17 protein-coding genes are annotated in these 21,091 nt (G+C 69.9%); 4 read left to right on the forward strand and 13 right to left on the reverse strand.

Going from position 1 to position 21,091, the window contains the following annotated elements; genetic code table 11:
* Positions 1–23: 23 nt before the first annotated feature.
* On the reverse strand, positions 24–1,820 hold the full coding sequence (gene ggt / locus ACIRR9_RS36605) for a gamma-glutamyltransferase (protein WP_403761045.1): 1,797 nt from the start codon (positions 1,818–1,820) through the stop codon (positions 24–26).
* A 143-nt stretch (positions 1,821–1,963) separates the two neighbouring features.
* On the opposite strand from ggt, the gene ACIRR9_RS36610 reads away from it, so the two are divergent.
* Positions 1,964–2,728 carry a hypothetical protein gene (locus tag ACIRR9_RS36610; protein ID WP_403761047.1) on the forward strand — a complete coding sequence of 255 codons (765 nt, stop codon included), beginning with the start codon at positions 1,964–1,966 and terminating at the stop codon, positions 2,726–2,728.
* Between the two features lie 116 nt (positions 2,729–2,844).
* Entirely contained in the window at positions 2,845–4,416 is a 1,572-nt protein-coding gene (locus ACIRR9_RS36615) for a CocE/NonD family hydrolase (protein WP_403761050.1), read from the forward strand.
* A 42-nt stretch (positions 4,417–4,458) separates the two neighbouring features.
* Here the strand turns inward: ACIRR9_RS36615 and ACIRR9_RS36620 are convergent, their stop codons facing one another.
* The 9 genes from ACIRR9_RS36620 to ACIRR9_RS36660 all read right to left on the reverse strand — a co-directional run bounded on the left by ACIRR9_RS36620 (position 4,459) and on the right by ACIRR9_RS36660 (position 12,314).
* Positions 4,459–5,340 (reverse strand): amino acid ABC transporter permease, encoded by an 882-nt coding sequence (locus ACIRR9_RS36620; RefSeq protein WP_403761053.1) that lies wholly within the window; start codon positions 5,338–5,340, stop codon positions 4,459–4,461.
* Positions 5,337–5,981 carry an amino acid ABC transporter permease gene (locus ACIRR9_RS36625; protein ID WP_403761056.1) on the reverse strand — a complete coding sequence of 215 codons (645 nt, stop codon included), beginning with the start codon at positions 5,979–5,981 and terminating at the stop codon, positions 5,337–5,339. The genes ACIRR9_RS36620 and ACIRR9_RS36625 overlap by 4 nt, the downstream gene beginning before the upstream one ends.
* An 11-nt stretch (positions 5,982–5,992) precedes the next feature.
* A complete protein-coding gene (locus ACIRR9_RS36630) occupies positions 5,993–6,922 on the reverse strand; it encodes a glutamate ABC transporter substrate-binding protein (protein WP_403761059.1) in 930 nt (309 codons plus the stop codon).
* Between the two features lie 16 nt (positions 6,923–6,938).
* Positions 6,939–7,682, reverse strand: coding sequence for an amino acid ABC transporter ATP-binding protein (locus ACIRR9_RS36635; RefSeq protein WP_403761062.1), 744 nt, complete (start codon positions 7,680–7,682; stop codon positions 6,939–6,941).
* 147 nt (positions 7,683–7,829) lie between these two features.
* Positions 7,830–8,237, reverse strand: a complete 408-nt coding sequence (locus ACIRR9_RS36640) for a DUF6278 family protein (protein WP_403761065.1) — start codon at positions 8,235–8,237, stop codon at positions 7,830–7,832.
* A 16-nt stretch (positions 8,238–8,253) separates the two neighbouring features.
* The gene (locus ACIRR9_RS36645) at positions 8,254–9,033 is read right to left on the reverse strand and encodes an exodeoxyribonuclease III (RefSeq protein ID WP_365351799.1); all 780 of its coding nucleotides are present in this window, start codon (positions 9,031–9,033) and stop codon (positions 8,254–8,256) included.
* A gap of 36 nt (positions 9,034–9,069) precedes the next feature.
* Positions 9,070–9,705, reverse strand: coding sequence for an MBL fold metallo-hydrolase (locus tag ACIRR9_RS36650; RefSeq protein ID WP_403761068.1), 636 nt, complete (start codon positions 9,703–9,705; stop codon positions 9,070–9,072).
* Between the two features lie 66 nt (positions 9,706–9,771).
* A complete protein-coding gene (pcaC, locus tag ACIRR9_RS36655; RefSeq protein WP_403761071.1) occupies positions 9,772–11,109 on the reverse strand; it encodes a 4-carboxymuconolactone decarboxylase in 1,338 nt (445 codons plus the stop codon).
* A gap of 8 nt (positions 11,110–11,117) precedes the next feature.
* The gene (locus ACIRR9_RS36660) at positions 11,118–12,314 is read right to left on the reverse strand and encodes a tyrosine-type recombinase/integrase (RefSeq protein WP_403761074.1); all 1,197 of its coding nucleotides are present in this window, start codon (positions 12,312–12,314) and stop codon (positions 11,118–11,120) included.
* 498 nt (positions 12,315–12,812) lie between these two features.
* Between ACIRR9_RS36660 and ACIRR9_RS36665 the strand changes: the two genes are divergently transcribed.
* Positions 12,813–12,962 carry a hypothetical protein gene (locus tag ACIRR9_RS36665; protein WP_403761076.1) on the forward strand — a complete coding sequence of 50 codons (150 nt, stop codon included), beginning with the start codon at positions 12,813–12,815 and terminating at the stop codon, positions 12,960–12,962.
* 466 nt (positions 12,963–13,428) lie between these two features.
* Here the strand turns inward: ACIRR9_RS36665 and ACIRR9_RS36670 are convergent, their stop codons facing one another.
* Positions 13,429–15,735, reverse strand: a complete 2,307-nt coding sequence (locus ACIRR9_RS36670) for a SpoIIE family protein phosphatase (RefSeq protein WP_403761078.1) — start codon at positions 15,733–15,735, stop codon at positions 13,429–13,431.
* A 625-nt stretch (positions 15,736–16,360) separates the two neighbouring features.
* Here ACIRR9_RS36670 and ACIRR9_RS36675 point away from each other — a divergent pair.
* Positions 16,361–16,789, forward strand: coding sequence for a DUF2267 domain-containing protein (locus ACIRR9_RS36675; RefSeq protein WP_403761079.1), 429 nt, complete (start codon positions 16,361–16,363; stop codon positions 16,787–16,789).
* A 623-nt stretch (positions 16,790–17,412) separates the two neighbouring features.
* Here ACIRR9_RS36675 and ACIRR9_RS36680 read toward each other — a convergent pair.
* Both ACIRR9_RS36680 and ACIRR9_RS36685 read right to left on the reverse strand, forming a co-directional pair.
* Positions 17,413–19,590: an FUSC family protein gene (locus tag ACIRR9_RS36680; RefSeq protein WP_403761080.1), complete on the reverse strand. Its 2,178-nt coding sequence runs from the start codon at positions 19,588–19,590 to the stop codon at positions 17,413–17,415.
* Positions 19,591–19,861: 271 nt separating this feature from the next.
* A complete protein-coding gene (locus tag ACIRR9_RS36685; RefSeq protein ID WP_403761083.1) occupies positions 19,862–21,037 on the reverse strand; it encodes a glutathione-independent formaldehyde dehydrogenase in 1,176 nt (391 codons plus the stop codon).
* Positions 21,038–21,091 lie beyond the last annotated feature (54 nt).

Genomic DNA, 21,091 nt, shown 5'->3' on the forward strand with positions numbered 1-21,091 from the left:
CCCCACGCACCCGCAGTCGGCAACTACGGCGCGGGATCCACCACCTGCGCCGACCCTCCACCCCGCCGCACAGCCTCAGCAGCCGCCAGCCACTTCCCACCAGGCAACCGCTGCACTCCCGTAGCAGCACCGATCTCCGGATTCAGGCTGAACGAGTGCCCAATCGCCTCCAACTTCCCCCTCAACACGGGGTCGTTGTACAGCGCCGGCTCAAGCTCGGTCTTGGCAGCGTTCCGCTGCGATGCACGGGGCGCCGCGATCGCGTCCACCAACGGCAGATGCCGGTCGATGAACTCGGTCAGCACCTGGAGCACGGTGGTGATGATGGTCGCCCCACCGGGCGAACCCACGGCCACCACGGGCCGGTTCGCCTTGTCCAGCACGATCGTCGGCGAGATGGAAGACCGCGGCCGCTTCCCGGGCCCGGGCAGGTTCGGGTCGTGCACCGCGGGGTTCGCCGGGGTGAACGAGAAGTCGGTCAGCTCGTTGTTGAGCAGGAACCCCCGCCCGGGAACGGTGATCGCGCTGCCGCCGGTCTGCTCGATGGTGAGCGTGTAGGAGACGACGTTCCCCCACTTGTCGGCGACGGTGAGGTGGGTCGTGTTCTCCCCCTCGTACGTGGTCGGCGCCGCCGTACCGGTCGAGCCCGGGTCATTGGGGTCGCCCGGTGCGACCGGACTCGTCAGCACCGAGTCGTCGTGGATGAGCGCCGCCCGCTCGTCGGCGTACCGCTGCGACAGCAGCCCCTTCGTCGGCACGTCCTCGAACGCGGGGTCGCCCACCCAGCGCCCGCGGTCGGCGAAGGAGATCCGGCTCGCCTCGATGTAGTGGTGCAGATACTGCACCTCGCTGGCCTTGGAGAGGTCGGTGTTCTCAAGGATGTTGAGCGCTTCCCCGACCGTCGTGCCACCCGACGACGAGGGCGCTATCGAGTACACCTTGAGCCCGCGGTACGCGGTCTCGGTGGGCGCCTGCAGCTTCGCCCGGTAGGCGGCCAGATCCTTCGCGGACAGCTTGCCCGCACGTGCCTTCCACCCCGAACTCGGGTCCACCGGTGGATTGTTGACCGTGGAGAGGATGTCCTTGCCCAGGTCGCCCCGGTAGATCGCCCCGATCCCCTTCTTCCCCAGCTCCTCATAGGTGCGGGCGAGATCGGGGTTCTTGAAGGTGGAACCGACCGCCGGCAGCTGGCCGCCCGGCAGGAACAGCTTCGCGGTGTCCGGGAAGTACCGGAACCGTGTCTCGTTCGCGGCGGTCTGCGATCGGAACGTGTCGTCGACGACGAAGCCGTTGCGGGCGATCCGCTCGGCCGGCTTCAGCACCGTACCGAGCCGTTCGCTGCCCCACTGGTCCAGCGCCGTCTGCCAGGTGGCGGGTGTTCCGGGTGTCCCGACGCTCAGCCCGCTGCTGACCGCGTCCGCGAAGGCCAGCGGCCGGCCGTTCTCCACGAACAGGTTGGAGTCGGCCGTGAGGGGTGCCGTCTCACGGCCGTCGATCGTGTGCACCGTACGGGACTTGGCGTCGTAGTAGACGAAGTAGCCGCCTCCGCCGACGCCGGAGGAGTAGGGCTCGGTGACGCCGAGCGCGGCGGCGGTCGCGACGGCCGCGTCGACCGCGTTGCCGCCCTTGCGCAGTACCTCTATACCGGCCGCGGAGGCGTCCTGGTCGACGCTGGCGACCGCACCTCCGTAGCCGACGGCCACCGGGACCTTCGCGGCGGTCGCACCGCCGGAGGCGGCAGGCGGTGCCGCCGCCCCCACCGACACCACGGCGGCCGAGACCGCCAGGACCGTCAGTTTCCGCGCGACAGGGCGACGCATCCGCACCTCCAGTTCACGAATGTCAGCGCAGCGTATCCATAGGGCCGGGGCCTCGACAGGCGCATTCAGGGCACTGTCATATGACTGCCACACTTCGAACACGGGTACGTTCCGGCCACCTGTGCCCGCTAGCATGCGCGCCCATGAATGACGACCTGCGCAACATTGTCCTCGGTGTGGTGGCCGCCGGCATCAGCGCCGCTCTCGGCTGGCTGGCCCGCACCTACATCTGGCGGCGGAAGCTGCGCCGCAAGCAGGCCTTCTTCGGGCTGCCGGAGAACTCGGAGTCGCTGCTGGTCGTCAACCGCGATCCGGCCACCTCCGAACCGGCGGTCCACCGTTTCGACGTGTTCGCGCTCCTGGAACTGGCCGCGCTGATCAAGGACTGCGGGGCGAACCTGCAGATGGTGACGCAGGACAACGTCCAGCAGGGCTTCGGCGAGCGCACCGAGTTCTGTGTGGGCGGTCCCGGGTCGAACCGCCGCATGCTCGCGCACATGTCGGCGATGCTGCCCGGTGTACGCGTCAACATCGACCCGGAGCCGGGCCCGGACCGCGGCGCCTTCCAGATCGGCTCCGAGCGCTACCGTCTGGATCCGGGCATCACCGAGTACGTACTGCTCGCGCGGCTCACCGTCGGCCAACGACCCGACGCCCGCCCGGTGTTCCTCTTCTGCGGGCAGCGGGCGATCACCAACCAGGCGGCCACCCGCTATCTCGCCCGCAACCACGAGCGGCTCGCCCGCAAGCACGGCAACCACTCCTTTGTGCTACTCCTCAAGGTCGTCAACTCGCAGGCGTACGGCCCTGACGTGGTCGAACTCGTCGCGGACGTCACCCGGGCAGCCCAGGCACCGCTGCCGGCGGCGGCGACCGAAACCGCACCCTCCTCGCACCGCGCCTCCTGAATGCCTGCACGCTTCAACAATCTTTACCGGCACGTAACTTACCGACGGGTTACTTACGGTAAGGCGTCGAGGTTACCGTCTGGTCACTTTGCACTGACACGAGTGAGGAGTGGCCGATGGGACACGGTCGTCGCACCACCGCTTTGCGTAACTCCGCCGTAGGAGCCGCCGCCGCGGCCCTGATCGCCGGTTCCGTCGTCGGCCTGGCTCCGGCCGCACAGGCCGCCGCCCCGGTCCGCTTCGTCGACATCACCGGCTACGGCGGCACGGTGCTGAAGGCGAACGTCGCCGCACCCGCGGACGCCGACGCCACGCACCGCTACCCGCTGATCGTGCTGCCCACGAGCTGGTCGCTGCCCCAGGTCGAGTATCTGGCCCAGGCCCAGAAGCTCGCCGACTCCGGCTACATCGTGGTCAGTTACAACGTGCGCGGGTTCTATCAGTCCGGCGGGCAGATAGAAGTGGCCGGTCCGCCGGACGTGGCGGACGTATCCAAGGTCATCGACTGGGCCCTCGCCAACACCGGCGCCGATCCCCGGCACATCGGCATCGCGGGGGTGTCGTACGGCGCCGGGATCAGCCTGCTGGCCGCCGCGCACGACAAGCGGATCAAGGCGGTCGGCGCGCTCAGCGGCTGGGCGGACCTGATCGACTCGATCTACTCGGGCCGTACCCAGCACGTCGAGGCGACCGCGCTCCTGGACGGCACGGCGACCCTGACCGGCCGCGAGAGCCCGGAGGCCAAGCAGGTCTTCAAGGACTTCTACGCCTCGAACCTGGACCGGGAACAGGCCATGATCGACTGGGGGGAGAAACGTTCCCCCGCGACCTATCTCGACCAGCTGAACAAGAACGGCGCGGCCGTCTTCATGGCCAACGCCTGGAGCGACTCCATCTTCCCGGCCAACCAGTACGCCGACTTCTACGACAGGCTGACGGTCCCGAAGCGCCTGGAGCTGCGCCCCGGCGACCACGCCACCGCCGAGCTGTCCGGCCTGCTCGGGCTGCCCAACGACGTGTGGACCGACACCGAGCGCTGGTTCGACCACTATCTCAAGGGCGCGGACAACGGCATCGACCGCGAGCAGCCGGTGCAGCTCAAGTCCCGTACCAGCGGCGGCTACGAGGGCTACCCGGACTGGAAGTCGGTGGGCGCCACCCGGAAGAAGCTCGCCCTCGCCGGTGCGACGACCATCCACGCCAACGTCGACTCGGGCGCGGACGGCGGGGTGGTGCTTCTCTCCGGCCTCCTCGACCAGGTCGCCCAGCTGCCGCCGGTCGCCTCGATCCCGCTGCTGCCCCGCCGCTGGGCCGCAGTCTGGCAGTCCGAGCGGTACGGCAGTACACAGCAGGTGCGCGGCACCGCCCGGCTGCACACCACCCTCACCCCGACGAAGGAGAGCGGCACCCTCGTCGCCTACCTCTACGACGTGGGCCCGCTCGGCCTCGGCAAGCTGGTCACCCACGCGCCGTACACCTGGTACGACCGCACGCCCGGCAAGGCGTTCGACGTGGACCTCGACCTGTTCTCCACCGCCTACGACGTACCGGCCGGGCACCGGCTCGCGCTGGTGATCGACACGGTCGACCCGCTCTACATCGAGCACAACCCGTCCGGCGCGCAGCTGACCTTCTCCTCGCCGGTGGACGACCCGTCGTACGTGTCCGTCCCGCTGCGCGAGCAGTGATCTCCGGCTGCCGCCGGCCGGGCCTGGCCCTGGCTGCTGCTCCTACGGTCGAGGGGCCGTGGGGGCACCCCCACCGGGCAGCAGCGTCCCTGGTTCGGCCGGGGCCGCCTCGACGGCCTCGGTCTTGGGACTGCGCTGCTCCCGTCGGGCCACCCAGCCGGCGGACCACGAGAGCAACATGCACATCCCGATGTAGATCGGCGAGATCACCATCACCACAGGGATGAACGGCAAATCGTAGTCGAGGTTCGACGCGATCAGTTTCCCGGCATGGAGGAACTCCTCGTAGGTGATGAGATAGCCGAGCGAGGTGTCCTTCAGGGCCACCACCAGCTGGCTGATGATGGCGGGCAGCATGGCCCGGACGGCCTGGGGCACCAGGACATGGGCCATGACCTGGGACTTGCGCATGCCGAGCGCGAACGCGGCCTCCCGCTGGCCGCGTTCGACGCTCTCGACGCCGGAGCGGAAGACCTCGGCGAGCACCGAGCCGTTGTAGAGGGTGAGTCCGGCGACCAGGGCGGGCAGCGGCTGGACCTTCAGCGCCACGAAGATGAAGAAGATCATCACGAGGACGGGCATGGCGCGGAAGAACTCCACGACGACGGTGGCCGCCCAGCGCACCGGACGGTGCTCCGAGAGCCGTCCGGTGGCCAGCAGGCCGCCCAGGGCGAGGGAGAGGACGGCCGCCACGGCGAAGGCCTTGAGCGTGTTGCCGAGGCCTCGCAGGAGGAGTTCCTGGATCCCCTTGTACTCGAAGGGCATCCACTTCGTGTAGGTGAACTGCTCGGTGTCGAACAGGAGATAAAGGATCCAGGCGAGCAGGACGAGGATCAGGACGGTGGCCAGGACTCCGTAGAGGCGGTGCCGTCGGCGGGTCCTGGGGCCGGGGACGTCGTAGAGCGCGGCGGCGGCCCCGGTCACCGGGCGACTCCCCACTCGCGCTCCATCAGATGGAACAGGGCGCTGATCGCGAGGGTGATGACGAGGTAGCCGACGGCGATCCAGACGAACGTCCAGACGACGTTGTAGCCGAGCTCGCCCAACGTCTTGTAGGTGCCGAGGAGTTCGGTGACGCTGAAGGCGCCCGCGATGGCGGAGTTCTTGGCGAGCGCGATGAGGGTGGAGCCGATCGGCGGGATGACCGAGCGGAACGCCTGGGGCAGGATCACCAGGTTGAGTGTCTGTCCGAAGGTCATGCCGAGGCTGCGGGCCGCCTCGCCCTGTCCTCTGGGCACGGTGTTGATGCCGGAGCGCAGGGCCTCGCAGATGAACGCGGAGGTGTAGCAGCCGAGCGCGATGACCGCGAACACCTTGAAGGGCAGCACCAGTCCGAACCGGGGCAGGCCGAGCAGGACCGCGAAGAACAGCAGGGTGAGCGGGGTGTTGCGGAGCACGGTGACCCAGGCGGTGCCGAAGACGCGGAGGGAGCCGACGGGTGCGACCCGGAAGGAGGCCATCGGGAAGCCCAGGACGAGGGCCAGCACCGAGGAGTAGACGGTGAGTTCGACGGTGCCGAGGAAACCCTCGGCGTAGGTGTGGAAGTTCTCTGTGAGTACGTTCATGCCGTCCTCGCTCAGCTCGCGGGATAGCGGTCGATCGGGGGCGGCTCGGGTGCGGGTACGCCGGACAGGCCCAGCGTCGCCTCGTACGCCCTCTTCCAGTCGCCGTTCTTCTGACGGGCCTCCAGTGCGTCGTTCATCGCGAAGCGCAAGGCGTTGTCGTCCCGGGGGACACCGATGCCGTACGGCTCCTTCGAGAAGGGTCTGCCGACGACCTTGAGTTCGCCGGGGGCCTTCGCCGCGTAGCCGATGAGGATGGCGTCGTCGGTGGTGACGGCGTCGACCTGGTAGGTGAGCAGGTTGTCGACGCAGACGGAGTAGGTGTCGTAGGCGACCAGGATCGCCTTCGGATAGTCGGCCTTGATCCGCTGGTACGGCGTCGAACCGGCCGCCGAGCAGACGCGTTTGCCGTCGAGGTCCTCGGGGCCGTGGATGTCGTTCTCGTCCCGGCGCACCAGCAGGGACTGGCCGGCCATGTAGTACGGGCCGGCGAAGCCGACGAGTTTCTTGCGGTTGTCGTTGATGGTGTAGGTGCCGACGTAGTAGTCGATCTGGCCGTTCTGCAGTGCGGTCTCGCGGTTGGCGGAGGCGATGGTCTTGAAACGGATCGTCTTCGGGTCGAGGCCGAGGGAGGCGGAGATCATCTTGGCGATCTCGATGTCGAAGCCCGAGTAGACGCCGGTGGCCGGGTCCCTCTCCCCCAGGTAGGGCTGGTCCTCCTTGGCGCCGACGACGAAGTAGCCGCGCTTCTTCGCCCGGGTCCAGGTCGGTGAGTCGGGCAGCCGGAAGCCCTGCGCGACCTGGTAGGTGGGGAGCTTGTCGGCCGCCGGGCCCTTGCCGGGCGGGCTGCCCTCCTTCCCGCAGCCGGTGAGGCCCGCGCCCACGACGGTTAGCAGCGCGGTGAGCAGGGCCGGGGCGGCGGGCACACGGGGGGTACGGAACATGGTCGGCGCTCCCCGCTCAGTGCTTGAGGATCTTGGAGAGGAAGTCCTTGGCGCGCTCGCTGCGCGGGTTGGTGAAGAACTCCTCCGGGGCCCGGTCCTCGACGATCCGGCCGTCGGCCATGAAGACGACACGGTTGGCCGCGGAGCGGGCGAAGCCCATCTCATGGGTGACGACGATCATGGTCATGCCGTCCCGGGCGAGCTGCCGCATGACTTCGAGGACCTCGTTGATCATCTCGGGGTCGAGGGCGGAGGTGGGCTCGTCGAAGAGAAGGACCTTGGGTTCCATGGCGAGGGCGCGGGCGATGGCCACGCGCTGCTGCTGGCCGCCGGAGAGCTGTGCGGGGTACTTCCCGGCGTGCGCCGACAGGCCGACCCGGTCGAGGAGCTCACGCGAGCGCTGGTCGGCCTCGTCCCTCTTGCGCCTGCGGACCTTGACCTGGGCGAGGGAGACGTTCTGCAGGACCGTCTTGTGGGCGAACAGGTTGAAGGACTGGAAGACCATGCCGACCTCGGCGCGGAGCCTCGCGAGGGCCTTGCCCTCCTGGGGAAGCGGCTGCCCGTCGAGCACGATCGTCCCGGACTCGACGGTCTCCAGGCGGTTGATGGCCCGGCACAGCGTCGACTTTCCCGACCCCGAGGGGCCGATGACCACGACCACCTCTCCCCTGCCGACGGTGAGATCGATGTCGCGCAGGACATGGAGCTGTCCGTAGTGCTTGTTGACGTTCCGCAGTTCGATCAGAGGATCGACGGCCATACGCAGCCCTACCCACTCTCAGCCGTGTCGTGGTCGCCGCAAACTATCCAGCCCTGAGAGGACTCATGGCACGACACGCACTTTTCGGGCATTAGCCGTATTTACACCGCATATGCGGCTGCTTCACGCCGTATGCGAGGCCGCCGATCAGGCCTCGGCGACCTCGGCATAGAGCTGTGAGAGCTCGGGGGCGCCGCTGGCGGCCCAGTCCTGGCCGGATGCGACGACCTCGAACTCCCGCCCCGACGCCAGTCGCACCACCGGCTCGCCGTCCGGCCGGATCTCCCATTCCGCACCCGGCACGGTCCGGATCAGCACGGTGCCCAGATACAGGCCCGCGTCGGTGCCCAGCCAGGTCAGGGTCTCCTCGTCGTCGCGCCAGCGCGGCAGCAGCTGGTCGAGGGCCTCCAGCGAGGCCGGGGAGTCGTCGAGCGCGACGCCCTCCTCGGCCGCCTGGGCACGCAGCAGCTCGCACTCGGCGAGCAGATCGGGGTCGGCGGTGTGGGGGGCGTCTCCGGTCCTGCCGTGCCTGTTACCCAGAAATGGGATGTTCATGGACCCAGACTGACACTCACACGTCCAGGTCCACCACCACCGGCGCGTGATCGGACGCACCCTTGCCCTTGCGCTCCTCACGGTCGACGTAGGCGTCCTGGACGGCCTTGGCGAACGGCTCGTTGCCGTACACCAGGTCGATGCGCATGCCTCGGTTCTTGGGGAAGGCGAGCTGGCGGTAGTCCCAGTAGGTGTACGGGTGGTCGTACTTCAGCGGGCGCGGGACGACGTCGGACAGGCCGGTCTCGCGCAGGGCGGTCAGCGCGGCACGCTCGGCCGGGGTGACATGGGTGAGGCCCTCGAAGGCAGCCGTGTCGAAGACGTCGTCGTCGGTCGGCGCCACGTTGTAGTCACCGAGGACCGCGAACGGACGGCTGCCGCCCGCGTCGCCGGCGACGGCGGCCTTCAGCGCCTCGAACCACTGGAGCTTGTAGGCGTAGTGCGGGTGGTCCACCTCGCGGCCGTTGGGCACGTACACCGACCAGACGCGGACCGGGCCGCAGGTCGCCGAGATCGCGCGGGGCTCCTGGGCCCCGTCGTAGCCGGGGTCGCCGGGCAGGCCCTTGACGACGTCCTGAAGGCCGACCTTCGACAGCACCGCCACGCCGTTCCACCGCCCGGTCGCGTTCACCGCGGCCTCGTAGCCCAGCTCGCGCAGCGGCTCGAACGGGAACTGCTCCTCGGCGAGCTTGGCCTCCTGGAGGCAGAGCACGTCGGTGCCGCTGCTCTCCAGCCAGGCCAGGAGCCTCGGCAGGCGGGCGGTGATCGAGTTCACGTTCCAGGTCGCGATGCGCATGCCTCACAACCTACCGGGCCCCTCTGACAACCTGCTTCAGACGTCCGCCGAGCCTCCCGCGGCCAGCCGCAGGTGTTCCGCGCCGCCCAGGGCGCCGATCTGGCGGTCGTAGATCGGGCGCGCGAGGTCGGTGAGGAGAGCGTCGTGGATGTCGTAGGCGCGCCGCGGCTTCACCTCGCGGACGTAGTCGATGACCTCGGAGATCTTGTTCCAGGGGGCCATCACCGGGAGCATCAGCGTCTCGACCGGGTGGTCGGGGACGGTGAGGGCGTCGCCGGGGTGGAAGACCTTGCCGCCGTCGATCAGGTAGCCGACGTTGGTGATGCGCGGGATGTCCGGGTGGATCACCGCGTGCAGCTCTCCGTGCACCTGGACGTCGAAGCCGGCCGCGGTGAACGTGTCGCCGTGGCCGACGGTGTGCACCCGGCCCGGGAAGGCCGCCGCGAGCTGGTCGGCGACGGCCTTCAGGGTCCAGATCTCGGTGGCCGGGTCGGCCTCCATGGCGGCCCGCAGCCGCCCCTCGTCGAAGTGGTCGCCGTGCTCGTGCGTGACCAGGATGGCGTCCGCGCCGACGGCCGCGTCCGCCTCGCTGAACCCTCCGGGGTCGAGGACGAGCGTGCGCCCGTCCTTCTCCAGGCGCACGCACGAGTGGGACTTCTTGGTGAGCTTCATGGTCACCATCCTGCCCTCGGAGGCGGACCCGGCGCGTGCCGAAGCCTGGTGCTGCACGTACCCGGCTCACTCCTCGGGAGTGGTCTCCTCCCGGATGATCTGCTGGGCGACCCGGAACGCGCTGTTCGCCGCCGGCACCCCGCAGTAGACCGCCGTCTGCAGCAGCACTTCCTTGATCTCGTCCGGGGTGAGGCCGTTGCGCAGGGCCGCCCGGACATGGAAGCCGAGCTCCTCCAGGTGGCCGCCCGCGACCAGCGCGGTGATCGTGACACAGCTGCGCGAGCGCCGGTCGAGTCCGGGCCGGTCCCAGATCTCGCCCCAGGCGTAGCGGGTGATGAACTCCTGGAAGTCCCCGGAGAAGTCGTCGGCCTGCGCAAGTGCCCGGTCCACATGCGCGTCCCCGAGCACCTCCCGGCGGACCTTGAGCCCCGTGTCGTACGGGTCGGGCCGGCCGAGCGGCTGCGGTGGTACGACGGCCGGAGCGATCTCGGCGATCGGCGTGACCTGGGGAGCGACCTGCGGCACGGCGAGGGGCGCGGCCGGCAGGACCGGCTTGACCGGGGCGGCCGGGATGGCCATCTGGCCGGTGGTCGAGTCGTAGGCGGGCTGCCAGGCGGTGGAGAAGTGCCGGACCAGGAGGTCGGTGACGGCGGCGGGCTGTTCGACGGGGACCAGGTGGGAGGCGCCGGGTACCACCGCGAGCCGGGCGTCCGGGATCCCGGCGACCAGGGTGCGGGCCTCGGCGGGGCCGGTGACCTGGTCGTCGGAGCCGACGAGGACGAGCGTCGGGACGCCGACCATGGCCAGTTCGTGCCGTACGTCGAAGCCGGCCAGGGCCTCGCAGGCGGCGATGTAGCAACCGGGGTCGGTGGTGCGGACCATCTGGACGGCCCACTCGGTGATCGCGGGCTGTGCAGCGGCGAACCCACTGGTGAACCAGCGGTCGGGCGAGGTTCTGGCGATCGGGTCGAGGCCGTTGCTCCGCACGATCACCCCGCGCTGGCGGAACTCGTCCGCCGTCCCGAACCGGGGCGAGGCGGCGACCAGCGCGAGGGAGGCGATCCGTTCCGGGTGCCGCAGCGCCAGTTCCATGCCGACGGCACCGCCGAGCGCGCAGCCCGCGTAGCCGAAGCGCTGCACGCCGAAGGAGTCGAGCGTGAGCAGCAGCCGGGCGGTCAGCTCGGCCACGGAACCGGCCGGATGCGCCGGGGCGCCGCCGTGCCCCGGCAGGTCGTAGCGGAAGACCCGCCACTGCTGGATCAGCTCCGGGATCTGCCGGTCCCACATGTGCCATGTAGCACCGAGGGAGGTTCCCATGACCAGGACCGGAGCGTCTTCTGGCCCGTCAAAGCGGTATTGCAGGGTTTCGGCGTTCTTCTCACTCACGCACTCACGCTCCCACATCTCACACTCTATGCAGGAGCGGGGGTGGAGACGCTCGCCAGACCTCCCCAGGTATCCGCTGCCTTACGAAGATCCTCCACGTCCGGCTTCACATACCAGCACTTCGTGGTCTTGACGTTGGTGTGCCCGGCCCAGCGGGCCAGGAGGTGATCCGGCACCCCGTTGTTCGCGAGGTACGTGAAGCAACTCGCGCGAGCGTCGTACAAGCGGACCCGCCGCAGCCCGTGCTCGTCCATGACCCTGTACACCCGCTCACGCAACTGCCGCCCGTTGAGTACCCTGCCGAGTTCGTCGACGAGCACATACCCGCTGTCCTCATACCTCTCCCCCGCCGCCAGCTTCTCGGCCACCTGCATGGCCCTGAAACACGTCAGCGCCTCCCTGACCAGATCGGGCAGGGGAAGCTGCCGCTCAGCGGCGAGAGACTTCGTGTCCTTCTCCACCACGGTCCTGTTCCCCATCAGGGTCCGCGTGTTGGAAACGGCCAGGGCGGCCCTGCCCAGGTCGACATCGGCCCAGCGCATGCCGCAGATCTCAGCCGGCCGCAGACCCATCAGGGAAAGAAGGAAAGCGCCATAGAGTCGGTTGTCCTTCACCACGCGCACGAAGGCATGAATCTCCTCGACATTCCAGGGCTGCACCATTGCCTTGGCCCTGCGCTCCGCCTTTCGTACGTTCCGAGGGATCGCGACCTCCTGGGCAACGTTCACGGCGACCAGGCGCCGGGCCACCGCCCGGTTCAGTGCCTCCTTCAGCCGCGCCAGGGACATCTCAACCGAGGTCACCCCCAGCCCCGTGCCCGCCTTGCCACCACGAACGCGGCCCTCCCCAAGCGCCCACCTCATCCACGCCTCGACGTGGTCCTCGGTCAGTTCCTGAAGCCGGATGTGCCCAAGCTTCCCCCGGACACGACCCAGGGTCATCGTGTAGCTGTAGACGGTGCTCTCCTCCAGGTCCCCCGCCTTCCTGTCGAGCCACTGGTCGAGCCACTCGTCCACCGTGATCTTGTTGGGCTCGACGAACCTCCCCTCGTAGCGACGGTTCGTGATGCAGGCGTACTCGACCTTCGCTTCCCTCAGCGTGCCGAAGGTACGGGTCAACTGCTTGCGCTTCCCGGTAGCGGGATCGCTCCCTACATCGACCACAAACCGATACCGGACCTGCCCCTTCGCATTCGGGGGGAGCTTCTTGATCGGAACGGACAAAATCTCTCACTCTCCTTGAGGGCGTGGAACACTTCCGCGCAGGCATGGGCGCCGCTGCGTTTCGGCGAAGGGCGCCGCGGTCATCAGGCCAGCAGGCGACAGGACCGTTCGCTTCTCCCATGGGCCCGCGGCTCTGTCCACCCTGTCCGGTACGCCTCCCCCGCCGAGCTCAGCCGAATGCGAACACCTTCAATGGTCGTCACCATCGCCGGTTTGGCCAACCGGCGATCATGGTCTATGTTCCGCTCGCCGCCGGCTGGGATCCGGTCTCACCATCCCCGATGTGACCTCGATCGCCAGCCCACCCCGGAGGACGGAAATACAGCGTCACGCCATCGGGGACGAGCACCGACACCCATCCCGTGAGGCAGCCGAGGTTGCGGGCACCGTGCACCAACGAGGAAGTACGGCGCGGTCACCGGAGACCGTGTCGCCCGTACCCCTCGTGGCGTCTACGGCGTCACCTAGGGGGCGCCAAACCACTGGAGACAGCACCCCGTGCTGATTACTCAGCGTCCGGCCCTGGCCGAAGAGGTCGTCGACGAGTTCGGTGCCGCGGTGGACGGCGCTCTAGTCGCCCGGGGCACGCTGACAGGTACGAATGTCAAGGTCGTCGGCGACGCAGGCGCTGACGGCCTCGTTTCCTGAGTTCAGCGAGGCTCCGATGACGGCGGCAGAAGCGAACAGGACCACGGCGCGACGACGCCCAGTGCTGCTTTCGGCGTAAGCCCTCCGGTGGCCGGGCGGCTGGGAGGGCGCGGCGCGCGGATCCGATGGAGGCGGCCGTGCTGGTGCGGGGACAACCGGCGCGGGCAGGGGGCGGTGCTCTGCGGCTCGGCGAGGGCTGGAGTCTGCTGCGGCGCATGGAGCCAGTTGGCTGCCTGCTCGGCGCTGAGTCGGTGCGGGGGGGCCTTGGCAAGCAGGTGCAGCAGGTAGCAGGAGAGAGGCTGGGGGTCTGGGGCGCAGTTGGGCGGGCGGCAGCGGGACGGCGTTGAAGTGCTGTTGCACGACGGCGATCGAGGAAGTGCCTCGGAACGGGGGTCGGCCGGTGAGCAGTTCGTACAGAACCTTGCGGTCATGCCAAAGCCGCGCTGGGTTGGCAGCCTGGGTCCTGTCAGGACAGTGCCCCCATGGGCGTCCTCCCTTTTGGTTGCTCTGCCCAGACGGTCTTCCCCTGATCCCAGTAGCGGGTACCCCACTGCTCCGCGAGGGTGGCGACGATGAACAGTCCTCGGCCAGTCTCGTCGACGGTGCGGGCGTGTTTCACGTGTGGAGCGCAGGTCGAGGCGTCACTGACCTCGCTGGTCAGCATCTCGTCAAGGATCAGGCGTAGTTGCAGGGGCGGAGCGCCGTGGCGGACCGCGTTGCCTACGAGTTCGCTGACGATGAGCTCATTGGTGAACGCAATCTCCTCGTCCACACCCCAGGCATCCAGTTGGCACCGGGCAGCCGCACGGGCGATCGGGGCGGCTTCGGGGCCCGGCGGCAGGGAGAGGGCCCGTACCTGGTCCGAGGGCAGCGCTTTCGTACGGGCGAGCAGCATCAGTGTCTCGTCGGTCGGGTGGCCGTGGGTGAGCGCATGCGTGATGTCCTCACGCAGCTCGGGAAGACTCCGCATGCTGCCGCGGTCCAGGAGCGGGCGCAGTGGACCTGCCAGGACCTTGTCTGCGAGTGGGGCCGTGGCCATGGCCAGGGTGGTGCCTTCGGGGAGGCTGACCGTGGTCGCGGGAAACGGGGCGCGGCCCGCTCCGGCGAGCAGGGGGCCTGGAGGCACGGCCACGGTGGACGAACTGCCGTCGGGGAGGAGAACGACTGGCTCCGGGAGACCGGCACGGGCAAGGGTGCACGTGAGAGTGACCGGGTCGTAGATCGCGATGGCGCAGCCGGCAGTGAGCGGCTCATGGCGCAGGGGATCCCCACGGGGCAGTGCGGCCCGTTCGGCTGCGAGACGGATCGCGGTGTCGCTCAACCGGGCCAGTAGCTCGTCGGGCCCCAGGTCAAGTGGGGCCAGCGAGTGGAGGGCCGTCCGAAGCTGTCCCATGGTGGCCGCCGCGGCGACGCCTCGTCCGGCGACGTCGCCGACGACCAGCGCGGTCCGTGCGCCGGGCAGCGCGATCGCGTCGAACCATACGCCGCCGCCCTCGGGACCGGGAAAGTGCAGGTGGCAGACCTCCACGGAGCTTGGCGTGGCTGGATGCTGGGGCAGAAGCCTGCGCTGGAGAGTCGCTGCGATGGTCCGCTCGCGGGTGTACCGGCGGGCGTTGTCGATGCACAGAGCGGCGTGCGCGCATACGTCGGACGCGAGCCGGAGGTCCTCCTCCTCGAAGGGATCTTCTTGCTGGTGGCGGTAGAAGCTGACTGCGCCCAGGGCATGTCCGCGCAATGCCAGCGGTGCCACGATCAGAGAGTGGACATCGGACCGCCTGATGGAGTCCGCTCGGGCTGGGTCGGCGGCGAGCCACGCGCTGTCGGCGTCGATCGGGACGAGCCGCGGGCGGAGGTCGGACAGTACGCGCGAGTAGGGGGTGCCGGACGGCAGCGGGCACACGTCTCCGACCGGGTATGCCGAGATCCGTCCCCGGAAGGCTGTTCGGCGTAGGGGAACGTCCTGGTGGACGGGGACCGGTGGAGGGTCCTCACCGCGGACGACGTCGTCGATGACTTCGACGACGGCGATGCCGGTGAAGGCAGGCACTACGGCGTCCACCAGTTCTCGGCACACAGCCAGCACGTCCAGCCGCCGCCCCACCCGCGCGCGGACCGCGTCCAGGAGGGCCAGGCGTTTCAGCGCGTTCTCACGCTCGGTGACGTCGACCGCGGACGCCAGCAGACCGAGCACGTCCCCGCGGCCGCTCTCCAAGCGGGCGAAGGAGACGGAGTAGATGCGGCGTCTGTGCAGGCCAGGCGCCTCGCCGGCCCGGACGAGCAGGTTCAGTACCGGCACTCCGCTCTCCAAGACCCTGCGAGCCACCGCGAGCGTTTCGTCAGGGTCTTCGAGTTCGAACGCCTCGGTGAACCGCTTGCCGAGCAGGTCTGCCACGGGCGTGTCGCGCAGCCAACGGGTGCCGGTGTTCATGCGGACCACGCGGAGTTGGCTGTCCAGGACGTGCAGTCCCACCGGGGACTGGGTGAACATGGCCTTCAAGACCGCCACGTCCTGCTGGGAAACGGCGTCCGCTGCAGCACGTACCTGCCAGACAACGGAAGTGCCGCGCAGCTCCGGCGTGACCAGTACCGGGGCTCCGCCGAAGAGGCTGCCTCGGCGCCCTTCGTCCCCCGCGCTGATCTCGCGCATCAGCGCGAGGACGGACTGGCCGACGGCCTCCTCGGCGGACCATCCGAACAGCTCCTCAGCGAGACGCCGCCACTCGATCACCCGCCCGTCCTCAGCGATGATCATGAGCACGTCGCGGTCGGGCACCGAAAACACCTCCCGCTCTCATCCCGGGTCCATGCACCCCCGATCTGCGCAGTGCACCCCTCCACCAGTTCAAGCGCGTGGCGGTCCCCCAGCAACCCGACCCGGGTGTTTCAAACTGTCACGACAAGCTGATCGAACTCCTGAAGAGGATGCCGCGAAAGCCGCCCTCCCCTGCTCCGCAGACGCCGGACGCACTGCGTCAGCAGGTGCGGCGTGCAGACGCTGCCGCACGGGCGCTGCCTTGGGCTTCGACCCGCGAGGCGCCGGCACACCGCCCGCTCTTGGCCACGGTCCAGCAAGCTCCATGTGCACGGCGACCGCGTTGTTCTCGTTCAAGCTCCGCTCAGCTCCCGCCCACCGCTGATCCACTGGCTACCGGGCACGTTGGGGGTATCAAGCCGACCGACCGTTCAGCTCACCCAGGACACCCGGACGGCGGCGGAGCTTACGCTGTGGCGAAAAGGACTTGGGCAAGGCCGGTCAGCCTGCTGGCTGCGGCCAGCCTCATCGTCGACTACGTCCTCACCGTCGCCGTCAGTCTCGCCGCCGGCGCCGCGAGCCTCGCACCTGGTCGGCGAGGTGCGCGCCCAGCTCGCGGCGCGGCTGCCGAAGGAAACCACAGCAAGTGTTCCCCGACCCGCGCATCCCGCTGCAGCCTGCGCCCGCGACGTCGTACGAACAGGTGGTGGTGAACGTCCGCTACGAAGGCGCCTATCCCACCCGCGAGCGGGCCGAGGAGGCCATCCGTCTGGTCGTCGCAGGACCCGGGCGCCAGCTGACGGGCGACGAGCGCGCCGCCCGTCTGCCCCTCGAAGCCGCACGCCTCCTCACCGCTCAGATCCCCGACACCCGGCCCTTGACCGGCTGGGCCTTCATCAAGGACCTCACCGCACGCGCCGAAGCCTCCCTGGCCACCACCCGCTGGGACACCGGAGCCGTCTTCGCCGCCATCGCCGCCCTGGCCGGCCCCGACCTCCTCACCCGCATCCTGCACCAGCTCCCTTCCGGGTTCGCGCTGTTGTTCGGCCGCGCCGAACTCACCCCCGCCGCCTGAGCGCACCGTGCCCATCCGGCGCCGGGCGCGTTCGTCACGGTGACGCGTACACGGGTTGCAAAGACCCCACGGGACTCGTGCCACGGGCGCCGGGGCCGCGGATACCCGTTCCCCCTTCCTGGCCGTCGATCAAGGCCCTGGTCCGCCCTGGCCCAGGGCTTCGTGCCGCCCCCGCGCCGCTGGGACGCGGTGTGGGCAGGCCGGGTGCGGACGTGACACTGCCGGGCCGGCGGCAGCCCGGGACGCGGCGCCCGCACCGCCCGGTCAGCGACCAGGCCAGGGATGACCGCTCGCAAGGATCGCCCACTCCTCATCCGGCCGGCCCGGTACGAGACGGCCATCCGTCTCCCACCGCAGGGCGAGTTCGGTGAAGGTCGGCCTTCGACACGATGAACCTGACAGGAAACGCATCCGGTCCACGACACCACCCACGCGATCCGCGCATCACAGACCCTGCGTATCGAGCGCGTCCACGAAGCCGGAACGTCGAGGGCATCGAACTGCTCATCCTGGCGGGTCTGATCCTCGTGAGGGCGACAGCGGCCCACGTGTTGCGGCGCTCGACGCGGCCGGGAGGCTATTTCCCGCGCCAGGAGGCGCGGCGCTCCCCGTCGCCGGAGCCGTCACCCGCCCCGGTGCGCGGTGCCTGATCCGTCACCTTCCGCCGCCACGGCAGCCCGCACCCGCTGCTCCTCGCGAGCAGAGCCGACGTCCCGTTCCAGGGGGGTGCGGCTCACGGCCGTCGCGAGGTCTTCCAAGGCCCGCTTCTGCAGTTCCGCCTCGCGCCGCCCGACCTGGCTGCGGTCCTCGGCGGTGGCGTCCTCCCACGCGTGGAGCGCCTCCTCCACGCGCCCCCAGTCCGGATTCCTGTGCTCGCGCACATCGACTGCCGCCTGCGCGGTGTCCGCCTCCAGGGCCTCGGCGAGCCGCTCCGCCTCGGGGACGAGACGGCTGTCAGCCTGCGGGACGTGGCTCTCCATGAGCATCGCCGCCCGGCCGAAACCCTTGAGCGCCTCCTGCGCCTCCTCCGCCTCGCGTGACGTCAGACCCCTGGGGCGGACCGGTTCCCGCCTCGCCCGGTCGTATGCCTCCTGCCAGGCGGCACGTGCCTCCCTGCTCGCCAGCAGTGCCCTGCGCATGTCGGCGTGATGCTCCCGGGTCGGTTCGGCGTAGTTGCGGAGCACCGCGGCCGCGTAGCGGCCGTTGGCGGCGAGCCAGTCCGCGAGCCGGCCCGGCAGCCGGGGCGTCTCCCATGCGGGGAACACCACGTACGCCAGCATGGCCAGGGCCCCGCCGAGCAGGGTGAGCACCACCCGCTCCGGGACCGTCTGCTCCCATGCCTGGCCGCCCATGCCGAGCAGGAAGACGACGTACGCGGCGGTGAAGCACTGGGAGTAGGCGTAGCCGGTACGGTTCAGCGTGTACGACAGGCCCGCCGAGACCACCGCCAGGGCGCCGAATACATGGGCGTCCGGGCCCAGGGCCCGCACCATCCCGGTGGCGAGTGCGACCCCCGCCAGGGTCCCGGCGAGACGGGCCACCGCACGGGCGTACGTCCGGTGGAAGTCCGGCCGCATCACCATCACCGAGGCGATGGGCGCCCAGTAGCCGTGGCCCAGGGGCAGCCGGGCGGCGATCAGATAGCCGAGCGTGGCCACCGCCGCCAGGCGGACGGCGTGCCGGAACACGGGCGAGTCCCGGCGGAGCTCACGGCGGACCGCCCGGACGGCGACCGGGACCAGCCGGAACATGGTCGGGCGCACCAGGAACTGGGCGCCCGCCGGGCCGGGCGGCATGGGCGTCATCCCGCGCGCGCCACCGCACCCGGCGATCTCCAACGCCTCGCCGAGCAGTTCCACGAGCCGCTCGGCGGTCTGTCGCGCGGGGCCCTCCAGCACCTCGTGCTCCTCGTCGACGCGCAGGACGTCCGTGCTCCCGGGCCGCACTTCGGCGGGAGTGCCGCGGCGGATCGAACGAGCGGCCGCGTCCAGGACGTCGGCGGCCGCGTCGAGCAGCTCCCGCGCGCGGTCCCGCCCGGGTCCCTCCGCCGGGGCGCCGACGTCCGGGTCGGCGAGCGCGGCGACGACCGGCCGAATGCGCTCGGCGAGGCCCCGGGGGCCGTGGAGGACGGGGGGACGGGTGCGGGCCTGTGACGGCGTCACGGCGGCCGCGTCCCGGGCCGTCATCAGCGGCTCCGGGTCGAACGGGGCGGTCGGGTCGTGCCGCAACCGGCGGGCGTAGTCCGCCACGGCGGCAAGGGCGTCGGCAAGCGCGTCACGATGCGCCCCCCAACGCCGGATCGGGAACAGCAGGATCAGCACGGCCTGTGTCACGCCCCCGAGCGCGATGACCCCGGCGTGCTCCAGGGCCCGCCCGACGCTCGTGGGTAGGGTGATGGTCACCAGCATGCTGCCGACCGTCGTCCCTGCGACGATCCCGGCGGTGGATCCGACGGCCCACGCCATCCCCGCCACAAAGGCCCATACGGCCAGCAGAGGGAGGAACGTCACGAGTCGCCCCGCCGCCAGGTAGCCCACGAAGGTGCTGAGCGCCAGACCCGCGCCCGCGCCGAGCGCGACCACCTTGCGTGGACGCCAGGTGCGTTGGAAGGTGGCCCCACCCGCGGAGTAGGCACCGAGGGCGGCGGACGCGGCATACGCAGGGGAGACCAGCCACAGCGCTGGCCCGACGACGATCGCCACCCCAGCGGCCGTGCGCAGCGCGAGCAGGGGCTCCAGCCGCGTCTCCTCGATCGTGAGCCCGGATCGCACGACCTCCCCGAAGGCCCGCAGCCACGTCACGGGTGTGAGCCTAGCCGGAACACTCTGCGGGGTCGCGTCGGCCTGGTCGAGGTGCGACAGCCGTCGGGAAGGGAAGCCCCCGCACGCCCCGCGAACATGCCGGAGGCCGCAGCCGCTGGACGGGGTGCAGCCACTGCGGACACCACTGGGCGTCCGCCGTCCGTCCTACCGGGCCGGAGCGCGGGCGATCGCCGCTGGATCAGGTCCGACCGGAGCGCGGGCGACTGCCCCTGGCCCCGGCCGGAAAAGGCGGGACGGCGGCCCGGGTCGCCTACCGCTTGTGGCCGTTCCCGTGTCCGTTGGGATGCAGGACCACCTTGGTCCAGCCCTCGTCACGGGCGTCGAAGTGCTCGTAGGCGGTGGGGGCCTCGTCCAGGCTGAGTTCGTGGGAGACGACGAAGCTCGGCTTCGCCTTCTCGCCGGCGATCAGATCCCGCAGCGCCCGGTTGTACCTCTTCACCGGCGCCTGCCCGGTGCCCATGTGCTGGCCCTTGAACCACATCATGCCGAAGTCGATCGGGACCTTGCCCTGTGCCTCCAGCTCGCCCTGGGCCTCCGCGCCGCCGGGGTCCTGGGGCAGGAACACGCCCACCACGCCGATGTCGCCGGTGAACCTGACCGAGTCGATCAGGCCGTTGAGCGTGAGGCTGGCGTCCTCGTGTCCCTCGGGGTCGTGCGCCTGATAGCCGACGCACTCACAGCCGTTGTCGGCGCCCAGACCGAGGGTGGCCTCCTTGACGACCTCCGCCGGCTTCTGCTCGGCGGTGTTGATCGGGATGGCCCCGATCTGCTCCGCCTTGCGCAGTCGGTCGGGCTGGTAGTCGGCCACCCAGACGCGCCCGGCGCCCTTGAGGAGGGCGGAGTAGGCCGCCATCAGTCCGACGGGGCCGGCCCCGAAGACGATCGTCTGGTCACCTGGTTTGACGTGGGCCATCTCGGTGGCGTGATAGCCGGTGGGGAAGATGTCGGAGAGCATCACGTAGTCGGTCTGCCGCTCGGCGGCGTCCTGACTCAGACGCAGCGCGTTGAAGTCGCCGTAGGGCACGCGCAGCAGTTCCGCCTGGCCGCCCTGGTAGGGGCCCATGTCGGCGAATCCGTAGGCGGCTCCGGCGAGGGCCGGTTCCGGCTGCATGGTCAGGCAGTAGTTGGTCAAACCCCGCTCGCACTGCTTGCAGAAGCCGCAGGCGATGTTGAAGGGCAGAACCACATACTCGCCGACCTGGACCTTGCGGACGGCCGAGCCGACCTCCACGACCTGGCCCATGTTCTCGTGTCCCAGGGTGCGGCCGGACTCGAACGAGGTGCGGCCCTCGTACATGTGCAGGTCCGAACCGCAGATGTTGGTAGTGGTGATCTTGACGATGATGTCGCAGGGGTGTTCTATCTTCGCGTCCGGTACGTCCTTCACGGTCACCGTTCGCGGGCCTTCGTATACCGCTGCTTTCATGATCGCTTCCTTCGGTGCCGCGGCATGACCGCAGCACGGGTGCGATGGAGACGG

This window comes from Streptomyces sp. NPDC101234, assembly GCF_044767525.1.
Taxonomy (GTDB): domain Bacteria; phylum Actinomycetota; class Actinomycetes; order Streptomycetales; family Streptomycetaceae; genus Streptomyces; species Streptomyces sasae.

Bases quoted from the DNA above. Each gene is read 5' to 3' on its own strand.
- ACIRR9_RS36610 (WP_403761047.1), top strand. From the start codon at position 1,964: ATGAATGACGACCTGCGCAACATTGTCCTCGGTGTGGTGGCCGCCGGC.
- ACIRR9_RS36645 (WP_365351799.1), bottom strand. From the start codon at position 9,033: ATGCGCATCGCGACCTGGAACGTGAACTCGATCACCGCCCGCCTGCCG.
- ACIRR9_RS36630 (WP_403761059.1), bottom strand. From the start codon at position 6,922: ATGTTCCGTACCCCCCGTGTGCCCGCCGCCCCGGCCCTGCTCACCGCG.
- ACIRR9_RS36650 (WP_403761068.1), bottom strand. From the start codon at position 9,705: ATGAAGCTCACCAAGAAGTCCCACTCGTGCGTGCGCCTGGAGAAGGAC.
- ACIRR9_RS36635 (WP_403761062.1), bottom strand. From the start codon at position 7,682: ATGGCCGTCGATCCTCTGATCGAACTGCGGAACGTCAACAAGCACTAC.
- ggt (WP_403761045.1), bottom strand. From the start codon at position 1,820: ATGCGTCGCCCTGTCGCGCGGAAACTGACGGTCCTGGCGGTCTCGGCC.
- pcaC (WP_403761071.1), bottom strand. From the start codon at position 11,109: ATGTGGGAGCGTGAGTGCGTGAGTGAGAAGAACGCCGAAACCCTGCAA.
- ACIRR9_RS36625 (WP_403761056.1), bottom strand. From the start codon at position 5,981: ATGAACGTACTCACAGAGAACTTCCACACCTACGCCGAGGGTTTCCTC.
- ACIRR9_RS36640 (WP_403761065.1), bottom strand. From the start codon at position 8,237: ATGAACATCCCATTTCTGGGTAACAGGCACGGCAGGACCGGAGACGCC.
- ACIRR9_RS36615 (WP_403761050.1), top strand. From the start codon at position 2,845: ATGGGACACGGTCGTCGCACCACCGCTTTGCGTAACTCCGCCGTAGGA.
- ACIRR9_RS36685 (WP_403761083.1), bottom strand. From the start codon at position 21,037: ATGAAAGCAGCGGTATACGAAGGCCCGCGAACGGTGACCGTGAAGGAC.